The organism is Pseudomonas sp. EA_65y_Pfl2_P78 (genome assembly GCF_963970495.1).
Taxonomy (GTDB): domain Bacteria; phylum Pseudomonadota; class Gammaproteobacteria; order Pseudomonadales; family Pseudomonadaceae; genus Aquipseudomonas; species Aquipseudomonas baetica_A.
In genome coordinates, this window is record NZ_CAXAON010000048.1 from 18857 (window position 1) to 29136 (window position 10280).

Annotated in this window: 13 protein-coding genes and 1 pseudogene; 5 read left to right on the forward strand and 9 right to left on the reverse strand. The window is 58.8% G+C overall.

All coding sequences use genetic code 11. The annotated features are described in order from the left end of the window. Positions 1-5: 5 nt before the first annotated feature. From AACY02_RS24570 to pdxR, 6 genes and pseudogenes are all read right to left on the reverse strand, one after another. Positions 6-722 (reverse strand): hypothetical protein, encoded by a 717-nt coding sequence (locus AACY02_RS24570; RefSeq protein ID WP_339434157.1) that lies wholly within the window; start codon positions 720-722, stop codon positions 6-8. After that, positions 712-1140 carry a hypothetical protein gene (locus tag AACY02_RS24575; RefSeq protein WP_339434158.1) on the reverse strand — a complete coding sequence of 143 codons (429 nt, stop codon included), beginning with the start codon at positions 1138-1140 and terminating at the stop codon, positions 712-714. The genes AACY02_RS24570 and AACY02_RS24575 overlap by 11 nt, the downstream gene beginning before the upstream one ends. Before the next feature lie 159 nt (positions 1141-1299). Further along, positions 1300-2013, reverse strand: a pseudogene (locus AACY02_RS24580) (ATPase). 237 nt (positions 2014-2250) lie between these two features. Then, the gene (locus tag AACY02_RS24585) at positions 2251-2652 is read right to left on the reverse strand and encodes a cupin domain-containing protein (RefSeq protein ID WP_339434159.1); all 402 of its coding nucleotides are present in this window, start codon (positions 2650-2652) and stop codon (positions 2251-2253) included. 209 nt (positions 2653-2861) lie between these two features. Next, the gene (locus AACY02_RS24590) at positions 2862-3155 is read right to left on the reverse strand and encodes a putative quinol monooxygenase (protein WP_123533564.1); all 294 of its coding nucleotides are present in this window, start codon (positions 3153-3155) and stop codon (positions 2862-2864) included. A gap of 123 nt (positions 3156-3278) precedes the next feature. Next, on the reverse strand, positions 3279-4712 hold the full coding sequence (pdxR, locus tag AACY02_RS24595; RefSeq protein ID WP_339434160.1) for a MocR-like pyridoxine biosynthesis transcription factor PdxR: 1434 nt from the start codon (positions 4710-4712) through the stop codon (positions 3279-3281). Positions 4713-4940: 228 nt separating this feature from the next. Between pdxR and AACY02_RS24600 the strand changes: the two genes are divergently transcribed. Further along, positions 4941-5381, forward strand: a complete 441-nt coding sequence (locus AACY02_RS24600; protein WP_339434161.1) for a carboxymuconolactone decarboxylase family protein — start codon at positions 4941-4943, stop codon at positions 5379-5381. A gap of 7 nt (positions 5382-5388) precedes the next feature. Here the strand turns inward: AACY02_RS24600 and AACY02_RS24605 are convergent, their stop codons facing one another. Further along, the gene (locus AACY02_RS24605) at positions 5389-5703 is read right to left on the reverse strand and encodes a hypothetical protein (protein ID WP_339434162.1); all 315 of its coding nucleotides are present in this window, start codon (positions 5701-5703) and stop codon (positions 5389-5391) included. Positions 5704-5910: 207 nt separating this feature from the next. Here AACY02_RS24605 and AACY02_RS24610 point away from each other — a divergent pair, with 207 nt between their 5' ends. The 3 genes from AACY02_RS24610 to AACY02_RS24620 are packed head-to-tail and all read left to right on the forward strand — an operon-like array spanning position 5911 to position 8094. After that, a complete protein-coding gene (locus AACY02_RS24610) occupies positions 5911-6576 on the forward strand; it encodes a secretin and TonB N-terminal domain-containing protein (protein WP_339434163.1) in 666 nt (221 codons plus the stop codon). After that, on the forward strand, positions 6573-7124 hold the full coding sequence (locus tag AACY02_RS24615; RefSeq protein ID WP_339434164.1) for an RNA polymerase sigma factor: 552 nt from the start codon (positions 6573-6575) through the stop codon (positions 7122-7124). Before AACY02_RS24610 ends, AACY02_RS24615 begins: the two co-directional genes overlap by 4 nt. Before the next feature lie 31 nt (positions 7125-7155). Further along, complete coding sequence (locus AACY02_RS24620) at positions 7156-8094, forward strand: FecR family protein (RefSeq protein ID WP_339434165.1); 939 nt, start codon at positions 7156-7158, stop codon at positions 8092-8094. Between the two features lie 361 nt (positions 8095-8455). On the opposite strand, the gene AACY02_RS24625 is transcribed toward AACY02_RS24620, so the two are convergent. Both AACY02_RS24625 and gspH read right to left on the reverse strand, forming a co-directional pair. Further along, on the reverse strand, positions 8456-9064 hold the full coding sequence (locus tag AACY02_RS24625; RefSeq protein ID WP_339434166.1) for a prepilin-type N-terminal cleavage/methylation domain-containing protein: 609 nt from the start codon (positions 9062-9064) through the stop codon (positions 8456-8458). Beyond that, positions 9061-9507: a type II secretion system minor pseudopilin GspH gene (gspH, locus tag AACY02_RS24630; protein ID WP_339434167.1), complete on the reverse strand. Its 447-nt coding sequence runs from the start codon at positions 9505-9507 to the stop codon at positions 9061-9063. Before gspH ends, AACY02_RS24625 begins: the two co-directional genes overlap by 4 nt. Before the next feature lie 120 nt (positions 9508-9627). Between gspH and AACY02_RS24635 the strand changes: the two genes are divergently transcribed. Continuing rightward, positions 9628-10059 (forward strand): type II secretion system protein N, encoded by a 432-nt coding sequence (locus tag AACY02_RS24635; protein ID WP_339434168.1) that lies wholly within the window; start codon positions 9628-9630, stop codon positions 10057-10059. Positions 10060-10280 lie beyond the last annotated feature (221 nt).

Below are 10280 nucleotides of genomic sequence, written 5' to 3' on the forward strand. Positions count from 1 at the left end.
AGTTTTCAATGCACTGCAGAACAGCGCAAGGCGAAACTGCATACACCTTGTGGATGCGGCAGAGAAGTGCCGGATACGACGATCTGACCTTTCTGAATGGCAATGCCATTTGCCATGTCCAGCACATCAGTCAAATCAATCATTAACTTGCCTTGATTGCCGAAACCGAGATCAGGTTCGCCAGTTGGGTGGAATTGGGCCAGGAGCAATTTTGAGTTTGATTCGCCCAAGGTGTTGGCAATAACCACTATTTTGTTGTCATCTCGTTGCGCGCCAGATATCCATTGGATGCCAAGCGGCGCTTGAGGAAAGGGCGTGAGGAGCGGATTACCTCCGTTGAAAGAGCCAGCAAATGCACCTTTCGAATCAATACATACCATTACACCCGAGAATATTCCGGTCTGTCCGGTGCTCCCCATTCCGAGAATATTGCCGTCAGGCATTTGTACAAGCTCGGTTATTTCACTACTAGGATTCTGGAAATCAAACAGAACAAAACCATTGCGGCCAAAATTTCTGACAGGAATGCCCTGAGCGTCAAAACGAGCAATCATGGCGAACGACGTGCCTTCTACGTGTGCTGAACCTGCGACGGCAAATGTCCCGTCTTGGAGGTGAAGCAGTGAGCCAGCCCAAGTAGAGTTCGCCAGGTACTGGATGGGAACATAACCTTTCCCATCGCCAAACGTCGTGTCCAATGATCCGTTTGGGTTAAGCCTCATTTACCCCGCCTTCTCCAAACGCCGACACGAGGGCGCCCTTGTCGTCGTAAAGTGCAAGCCCGCGTACCGGTGGAGCGCCAAATTCCTCTAGGTCGAAAAGTCCATCAAGCAATATTCTTTGGTCCTTTAGCACGCGAATGCTTTTGCCTGTTGATTTGAAACCGCTGGCAAACATACCCGTGACGGTTCCTCGATTACCAAAGCTGTCGTCCTGCTTGCCATCCGCAGTCAATCGCACAATTGAATACTTTTGTCCCGATCTGGCAGCAATCAGTAACTTGTGGTCCGGCGTAACGGTTATGCCACTGGCGAAGCCATTATCTCCATCCGGATATTCGAGCCAGGAAATGCCCGTGCCATCAGGCCCGAAGTCGGGATCGAGATCTCCAACTGTTGAATTGCCGAATTTATCAGACATTTTTTGTTCCTCAATACGCGTGGGGAACTGCGTATAGCGACATCCGAAAGAGGTGGATCGGTGCAACGCAGGCTGGCTATTGGAGGCGCTTGAAGAGTGGCTGTCTACTGTAATACCTGACAGTAGACAGTCGCCTGAAAGGGTGGTGGGTACCTGTTATCAATACAACTTTTTTGCTTGTGTGTTATCGAGCATCGACACTTTTTTCGTCGGTCTGGTCAGTAAATTACTGAGCGGCTAGTCAAAATTCTGCAATGCCCTTACTTGAACGTCTTGTTGTTGAGTGATGTCCGCAATAATCTCCTCAGAACGTTTAAAGTCCGCCCAGAGTTGCGTCAGTTCTTTCGCGTCCGAGCCTTTTGCCGTGCCGATGTAGTTAAGTTGCACATCATAGAAATCGGCACTCACGTCCGCCTTGATATCGGAACTGCGCGAAGTGATCAGTTGGCTGTGGGTGTCGACAATCGCCACCACATCCGGTCTTGCAGCACGCAGGCTTTGCATGTCCGGGTAGACCGTCACTGAGCCGAACTGGTGTTGCAGGGAGGCGTTGACCCAATCCACCGCCATGTCCGGTTTCGAGCTGGCAACATAGGCGTCGTGAATCGGTTGCACCAGCAGGCTCTGGCCGAAACCGGTGCCGGCGTTGGCCTGATAGTCGCGCAGGTATTCGCGATTGATCTGGGTGCTTGGGCTGGAGATGACGCCTAGCGCGACGCCGGGACCGCTTTTCACCTCAGTGGTATTGCTGCGGCCGGTCGGGTGGGGCAGTAGCGTGTCGAGGGATGAGACCGCTTTAGGAGGGGTGGGCACTGAACAGGCGCAGAGGGCTAAAACCGAAATTACCAACGTACTGGCCAACGCAAGTTTCATGGTGAATCTCCCGTGAAACAACTTCAGTCGGAAAGTTGCAATTGCCGAGTTTTAAAAGGGCGCTCGGCTTTAATTCAGACTAAACCGGAGAGTCTGTAAGGCAGCTGACAATTTGTCGGTTTATCAGCGCGTGGATAGTTTCATTTGCTTTAAACGGAACCGGTTAATTTCTCCGAGCAATAAAAAGGCGCAAATCAACGATTTGCGCCTTTTTATTTATGGCAGGCCGAACAACTATCAGTCTTTCAGGGGGATCAGCACTTGCTCGTCCGGGGCCAGCACCATAAACACCAGCAACTTGGCTGGTTTGCTTTTGCTGGCGTTTTTCGACACCAGATGTTCGGAACCGGCCGGTTCGTACCAGAACTGGCCTTTTTTGTAGGTGATCGCCTGTTCACCTTTCACCTGGGAAATCACTTCGCCTTCCAGCACATAGGCCATGGCGGTGCCGTCGTGTTTGTGGGCAATCGAGGATTGGCCGGGCTTGTAGTCGACTTCGATCATCATGGCTTTTTTACCCGGTGCGTTTTTCAGCATCTGGTCTTGCAGCACAGTGACTTTCTCGGACGAGTCGTGGGCCAGGGCCGAGGCGGAAATCGTCAGGGCGAGGGCGGCGGCGAGGACGTGCAGGGTTTTCATGGCGGATCACCTGTGAAGTGGGGATGTCGGTGATCACAGTAGTGCGCGGGGTGGCGCATTCAAACGGCCAATATTCGGGAAGATCGGGTGACCAATACTGGGGGATGCCAGAAAAAACCGGTGTGCGGCAAACGCCTTCGCGAGTAAGCCCGCTTCCACAGTGGGTCGCATTCCAATGTGGGGGCGGGATTGCTCGCGAAGGCGTCGGGTCAAACGATAGGGAAACTGTTGAAATCCACGCTATTGGCCAGCCGGCTATCGATCAAGTCGATAAACCCCTGCGCCTCGGGCCGGTTGAAATGCGCCTGCATCGCCGCTTCCGACTGCCAACGGGCACTGACCATCCAGCGGTGGCTGTCCTCGGGGCAGCGGTCGACCATATAGGAATCACAGCCCGGCGTTTCGCGCAGGGTTTCGACGATCTTCTGCAGTTGCCTGCCCAGTTCATCCGAGCGGCCGGCGGCTGCCTGCACCTGTACGGTGTTGATCACTTCGTTGGACATTGCTCACACTCCTGAATCAGGCCGGACGAATCCTGCTCATTGAGGGAAAACGCCTGTGCAGAATAGGCCGGCACCTCGCTATCACCAATAACCAATCGGCGGTTAATCGGTTAGGCCAATCAATCAAGCCACTTGCTGGAGTATGTCGCGCAGGCGATCGAGGGCGATATCGATGTCCAGGGTTTCGATGGCGCCGAAGCCAAAGTACAAACCGTTTTTCGGCGCTTGCTGATGATAGAAACCGTTGATCGAGTACAGGCCCACTTCAACCTTTTTCGCCAGTTCGATCACCAGCGGCAGGTCGATCGGCCGTTTGCAGAACGCCGCCATGTGGAACCCGGCGCTGGGTGGCACCGCCTCAAGCCACGGCGACAGATCGCTGGCCATGCGCGCCAGAATCCGTTCGCGGCGCTGGGCGTAAATCGTGTGGCAGCGGCGGATATGCTTGAGCAGGCAACCCTCGGCGATGAACTTGGCCAGCGCCCATTGCGGCAGGGTAGAGGCGTGCAGGTCGGTGAGTTGTTTGGCGCGGATCACCGCTTCGAGGATCGCTGGCGGCAGAATCGCATAACCCAGGCGCAGCTCTGGCAGCAGGGTCTTGGAGAAGGTGCCGACATAGGCGACGATGCCGCGCTGGTCGAGGCTGAACAGTGAGTCGGTGGGCCGACCTTCGTAGCGAAACTCACTGTCGTAGTCGTCTTCGATGATGATTGCGCCCAGCTCATAGGCGCGGGCCAGCAAGGCTTCGCGCCGCGCCGGACTCATCGGCATGCTCAGGGGAAACTGGTGCGAGGGCGTGACGTAGATCAGCCGCGTGCCCTCGGGAATTTGCTCAACCACAATGCCTTCGTCATCCACGGGCACGCCGACCACATCCGCGCCGTGGGTGCCGAACAGCAAGCGCGCCGGCGGGTAGCCCGGGTCTTCCATCGCGACCCGACTGCCGGGGCTGATCAACACGCGGGTGATCAGGTCCAGCGCCTGTTGCGCGCCGTTGCACACCACGATGTCTTCGTCCTGGCAGTTCACCCCGCGAGAAAACGCGATGTGCCGGGCAATCGCATTGCGCAACGCCGGCAAACCTTCGGGCACGCTGTAGAAGCCTTTTGAACCGGCCATCTGGCGCATCGCATGAGAGACACAGCGGCGCCAGTCGTCATGGGGAAACTGGCCCTTGCTGGTGGCGCCACCGATGAAGTCGTAGCGCAGCGAACCCTCCAGCGTCGGGTGGCGCAGGAACACCGGCAGATTGCGCCAGCGCTCGATCACCTCGGCGCTGGCCAGCTCGGTGTGGCTTTGCTTGCGTTGGACCTGCGCCGGGCGTGCGTTGACGTAGGTGCCTTTACCGATCACGCCGGTGAGGAAGTTTTCGTAGGTCAACTGCGCGTAAGTGTCGGAAATGGTCTTGCGCGAGATCCCCAGTTGCTCGGCCAACAAGCGGCTGGGCGGCAATTGTGTGCCAGCGGCCAGACGCCCGGATTCGATGGCGTCGCGCAGTTGCTGATACAACTGACCGGCCAGATCCTTGCGGCCGTTGATCACAACGTGAAGTTCCATACCGACGAGGCTCCCGAGGCTATTTGGCGTGCCCGCCAGATTACCGCTGTTGCGTGGTCGGCAATAGTTGCGCAGCACAAAAACCCGAAATTGGTCACCGCTCCCACAAGGAGGATTTGTGTGTGGCCGGGATTTCACTGGTGTAGCGATATTCCGTGGAATTGGGGCTGTAACGCCGGTAGCTCTGCGCTTACCGTGAACTCATCATTGCGCTTCCCGAGACCTGCCATGTCCCCGCGCCTGGACTACTACAACGCTTCGCCCAAAGCGATGAAAGCGATGATTGCCATGGAGGCGCTGACCGCCAGCCTCAGCATCGAGCAGCCACTGCTGCAACTGATCCGGATCCGCGCCTCGCAGCTCAATGGCTGCGCGTTCTGCACCGACATGCATTCGGTAGACGCACGGCGGGCCGGGGAGAGTGATCGGCGCTTGTACGCGATTGCAGTGTGGCGCGACAGCGGGTTTTTCAATCCTCGCGAACGCGCGGCGCTGGGCTGGGCCGAAGCGGTGACGCTGCTCGCCGAAAGCCATGTGCCGGATGACGTTTATCAGCAGGCACGCGAGCAGTTCAACGAAGCCGAAATGGTCGACCTGACCATCGCCGTAACCACCATCAACAGTTGGAATCGCCTCGCAGTGAGTTTTCGCCAGACGCCCAGCGACTGAAACGTTTTCAATTCGGTGGTCGTTGCGGTTTTACCGACGAGCCAAAGGTATTGCCCATGCGCGTGCTGGTGCCGGCGGGCGTCGCCAATCCCATCTGATTGGGTGGCCGCTTGTTCACCGGCACATTCAACGCCTCACGGTTTTTCTCGGCGGCCGCGGCGCCTTCAGGGTTGTTGCCCATCTGCTGGGTCAGGCAATCGTAATTCGGTGCCTTGTAGCCGCCGACCGCCACCTCTACGCAGCCCAGCGGTTGTTCGGCCTGGGCGTTGACCAATGCGCTCAGCAACAGCCCGCCCAGGGTGATTCTGCAGAGTGTTTTCATGCCTGCCTCCTGGCCAGCCCGAAGGGGCTGCTCTAGGGCTTGAGTCTAGTGCAAGGCCGATACAAAACCCGTGATGGTTTTTTTGCAGCGCCCGTCACACCAGATTCATAAACAGCCCTCAGGATGACGAATTTCAGGGATACGTCAGCCGTGCAGCGAGGCAGTTCCAGGGGCGGTCTTCAGCGTTCAACGAGGCTTGTACGCCGGATGTGTCTGGGGTGGCTGCTTGGCTGTGCGGCGAGCCACGCAATGGCCGACGCGGTGCCGGCGGACCTGCGCATGACGCTGCACATTCCGGCGCAGGATCTGGCTCGGGCACTGGATCAATACAGCCACGCCACGGGCGTTGCGGTGCTGGTCGACAGCCAGTTGAGTCGAGGCAGACGTTCGCTGGCGGTTGAGGGTCAGTACACCGCCGCTGATGCCTTGCGTCGTTTGCTCGGCGGCAGCGGCTTGATGGCGCGCTATGCCCGTGATGATGCGTTCACCTTGCAGGTGGCACAGGTCGAGGACGTGCCATCGACCGGGGACAAGCCATCGCCCGCCAGCATCGCGGTCAACCGCAGTTACGCCACGGCGGTACAAGCGGCGATCGAGCGCAACCTGTGCCGTTCACCGCTGACCCGTCCGGGCGGTTATCGCGCGGTGTTGCAGGTCTGGGTCGGGCGCGATGGCGTGGTGCAACACAACCGGTTGGTCACCTCCACCGGCGATGTACGGCGCGATACCGCGCTGGTAGAAAGTTTTCGCAGTCTCAGGATCGACCGGCCGACGCCCAGTGCCTTGCGTCAGCCGGTCACGTTGCTGTTGTTACCGCAGTCGTCAGGGAAACGCATGGAATGCACCAAATGGGAAGGAGTTTCCGGGGGATGAAAGACACCGGACAAGGTTCGATGGTCCAACTGTTCCTGACCTCTTACGAGGATTTTCGGGTGCGCCTGCGTCGGCGTCTGGGCTCAGAGGATCTGGCTAACGACGTGCTGCACGAAACTTACCTGCGCGTCGACCGCATGGAGCCGCCGCCGAACCTCTTGCGGCCCAACGCCTACCTGTATCGCATGGCCCTGAACATCGCTGCGGACCGGCGCCAGGCCGACGCGCGTTTGCTCACCGGAAGCGAAGTCGAAGAGTTGCTGCAAATCGGCGACGAGGCGCTCGATCCGGCACGGGTGGTGGGCGGGCAAAAGGAAATCCAGTCGCTGCTCAGCGCGTTGTACGAACTGCCGGCGCGGCGCCGCAAGATCTTCATTGCCGCGCGCCTGGAGGAGGCTCCCCACCTGGAAATTTCCCAGCGTTTCGGCATTTCCACGCGCATGGTGGAGAAGGAAATCAAAGCCGCACTGGGGCATTGCGCTGCAAAACTGGAAAGAAAAGTGTTTCAGCGGTTCGGTCGCGGGGCCGGAAAACCGTCTTCTGAATAGTGCCCGATCAATTCGTTGAGAATCTGCGCGTTTGAACATCTTTCGACTGACACCTGCCGAGCCATCAGCGGCCGAGAAACTGCACAGCGAAGCCCGCGACTGGCTGGTCCTGCTGACCTCCGGCCGCGCCACCGTGGCCGACGCCCGCGCCTTGCGCCAATGGTGCGCCCAGAGCGCCGAACATGCGCAGGCTTTCGAGCAGGCCAAGGTGTTGTGGCACAACCTGCAACCCGCCGTGGAGCAAATGCAGGCGCCACGCCGTTTCGGTCGCCGTGCCTTTCTCGGCGGTGCGATTGCCGCATCGGCGGCGTTCCTGCTGGTACGTGGGACGATTCCCGGTGGCTTCGAAGGGCTGGGTGCCGACTACATCACCGAAGTCGGCCAACAGCGGCGCTTCGAACCGGCGCAGGGTGTGAGCCTGGAACTGAACACGCAGACCCGCATCAATCAGCGTTCCGTGGATGACGGCGTGCAAGGTTTTGAACTGGTCAGTGGTGAAGTCGAAGTGCAGACCGCGCGGTTACCGTTGGCGATGCAGGCGGGGGGCGGGTGGTTGCGTGCCAGTCAGGCGCGATTCAATCTGCGCAATACCGATCAGCAGGTGTGTGTGACTTGCCTTGAGGGTGCTGTGGAAGTAGACGTTGAAGGGCGCAGTTTGCGTCTGGCGCCGGGGCAGCAAGTGACCTATGACGCGGGGCAGGTTGGCGCGGTACAGAACGTTGACACGGCGGCGGTGATGAATTGGCGGCAGCAGGTGTTGGTGTTTAATGGGGCGACCCTGAGCCAGATGATTGATGAGATTAATCGCTATCGGCCGGGGATGCTTTTGCTGCTCAACCGTGAGCTTGGACAACGTCGGGTGCAGGCGCGGTTTAGCCTTGATCAACTGGCGGGTGTGGCGTTGTTGATTCGCGATGCCTACGGCGTCAAATGCACTGAGTTGCCTGGGGGGGTCGTCGTTCTCAGCTAGTGGGGGGGCGGTGGACATTGTTTGGCTTCGCCAAACGGTCGCTGCGCTCCCACCCCGGATCAATTCCGGAACGAAGCCTGCCGACGGGCGCTTTAAGATCAAAAGCGGTACTCGAGCTAACGCTCATTGTGTTGAGTGGGGCGGCATGCGCCGCGTGCGGGGTGTACTCAATTCCTTGTGGGAGCCTGCCAGCGATGGCGGCCTGACAGACTTTGGCAGGTACACCCGATCCCAGTGTGAGCTGCCGAAGGCGCGGGCCGCGTTCGGACGATCTTTTGATCTTGCTTCTGAAAAATAAAATCAAAAGACCACAGCCTGCGGCAGCTCCAGGGTGGACGGGGCAGGGGATCTCAGGCGTTTGTCAGTCCAACGGCCCAATCACCTGCCGATATTTCTCCACCCCCTGCGGCGTTTGCCGAGTCAACCGAATCTCCAGCCCTTGCGGATCCTCGCGCCGATTACCACTCAATTGCCGCCAGCCCTTATCCGTTTCCCATACCCGAATCTGTGCATCGCTCACATCGTTCAGCACAGCAACCCCGTCAGTAGGCGCCGGCAACGGATACCGACTGCGCGCCGCCGCCACCGCCCGATACAGCGTGTCGCCCTTGACCCACCACCGCACCCGCTGCAACGCCCCCGGCTGATCCGCCGCCGTACGAATGATGTCCAGGCGAAAGCCCTTGTTGTCACTGCTGCGCACAGTAATCGCGGGCGGGGCGCTGGGCGGCTCGTCGTCCACACCGACTTTCTTCGGCTCAGTCAATTCAATGCCCGCGCGCATGTCCACATCCCGCTGCAACTGATTCAGCGCCCGCAACAGGCTGTCACTCTGCTCACTGCTGGCCTGCAAATGGCTGTCAGCCCGCGTCACGCTGTCGAGCCCACGCCAGGCAATCAAACTCACCACCGCCATCAGCAGAATCGCGACCATCACCTCAATCAGGGTGAAACCTTGTTGGTCTTTCATTGCACGCTGATCCGGCCGGCGACATCGCGCAGGACACTCAACTGATTGGCGCCATCGGACAACGTCAGTTGCAGCGGCGGATTGATCCACTCAGCGTTGAGCACGACTTTCTGTTTCGGCTCGACCCGCACCTGCACCTTCGGGCTCTGCCACGGCCGCGGGCGCAGTTGTGCATCGTCATTGAAATGCTCGAAACCCTTGCCGTTGTCGCTGCGCCGACTAAACCGAAAACCCTTGGCATCACTGACCCAAACAATCGGTCGGCCATCAGCGCGGGCCTCGGCCTGCGCCACCTGCAGCAACTGCGCCACACGCTCGGCGTCCTTGCGCAGCAATTGCAGCGGATCGGGCTTGATGCTCAGGCTGATCGTCGCACTGGCGATACCGATGATCACCAGCACCACCATCAACTCGATCAGGGTAAAGCCCTGTTGCCTGTTCATCGATTGCGCGCTCCTTTGCGTTGAGGATCATCCTGCACCGCCAACATGTAAGGCGTGTGAAATAAAACCGAGAGAATTGCCGCGTAGTCTGTGGGCAGGGACTAAAAGGAGATTCAGCCCATGATGTTCACCGCACGCTTATCCCCACCGCAAATGGTCCAGGCCGCGGCACTGCTCGCCGCGCTGGTTGGCGTGGCGACGTGGTCGTCGCTGCTGCTGACCACCGCCGAATCCCACACCCCGCCGGCAGCCCCGCAATTGCTCGCGGTGCGCAGTGACAGCCCGGCGTTGCAGTGGTTTTCCAATCAAACGGCGCCAGTGGATATCAAGGTGAGCGGGGTGATGGCGAGTAGTCGGGGGGCGGTGGCGATACTGAGCCTGAACGATGGGCCGCCGCGTAGTTTTTTGCAGGGGGAGAAGGTTGGGCCTGGGGTGAAGTTGGTGGCGGTGGAGGGGGATGGGGTGGTGATTGAGCAGGGGGGGGAGAGGGTGCGGTTGGGGGTGGAGAGGTTGGTGGAAGGGCCCGTGTTACCGAAGCTAACGAGGCCCTGAATTGTATGGGTTTAGTGGGCAATTTTTGCCGTTTAGTCAGGTGTCAGTTCAAGCATCTGTGCAAAAAGTGAACTGGCAAGCAAAGTATTCGTTGGAGACTGTCAGAAATTTTGTGTTCGGGCATAACATGTTGAAAAGGAGCATGTATGCCGACCAAAAAGAAACCGGCCTCGGAGGTCAAACCCCAGTTTCCTTCGATCCCGAAAGAGCTGATTGATCAG

Bases quoted from the DNA above. Each gene is read 5' to 3' on its own strand.
- AACY02_RS24570 (WP_339434157.1), bottom strand. From the start codon at position 722: ATGAGGCTTAACCCAAACGGATCATTGGACACGACGTTTGGCGATGGG.
- AACY02_RS24575 (WP_339434158.1), bottom strand. From the start codon at position 1,140: ATGTCTGATAAATTCGGCAATTCAACAGTTGGAGATCTCGATCCCGAC.
- AACY02_RS24585 (WP_339434159.1), bottom strand. From the start codon at position 2,652: ATGAAAACCCTGCACGTCCTCGCCGCCGCCCTCGCCCTGACGATTTCC.
- AACY02_RS24590 (WP_123533564.1), bottom strand. From the start codon at position 3,155: ATGTCCAACGAAGTGATCAACACCGTACAGGTGCAGGCAGCCGCCGGC.
- pdxR (WP_339434160.1), bottom strand. From the start codon at position 4,712: ATGGAACTTCACGTTGTGATCAACGGCCGCAAGGATCTGGCCGGTCAG.
- AACY02_RS24600 (WP_339434161.1), top strand. From the start codon at position 4,941: ATGTCCCCGCGCCTGGACTACTACAACGCTTCGCCCAAAGCGATGAAA.
- AACY02_RS24605 (WP_339434162.1), bottom strand. From the start codon at position 5,703: ATGAAAACACTCTGCAGAATCACCCTGGGCGGGCTGTTGCTGAGCGCA.
- AACY02_RS24610 (WP_339434163.1), top strand. From the start codon at position 5,911: ATGTGTCTGGGGTGGCTGCTTGGCTGTGCGGCGAGCCACGCAATGGCC.
- AACY02_RS24615 (WP_339434164.1), top strand. From the start codon at position 6,573: ATGAAAGACACCGGACAAGGTTCGATGGTCCAACTGTTCCTGACCTCT.
- AACY02_RS24625 (WP_339434166.1), bottom strand. From the start codon at position 9,064: ATGAAAGACCAACAAGGTTTCACCCTGATTGAGGTGATGGTCGCGATT.
- gspH (WP_339434167.1), bottom strand. From the start codon at position 9,507: ATGAACAGGCAACAGGGCTTTACCCTGATCGAGTTGATGGTGGTGCTG.
- AACY02_RS24635 (WP_339434168.1), top strand. From the start codon at position 9,628: ATGATGTTCACCGCACGCTTATCCCCACCGCAAATGGTCCAGGCCGCG.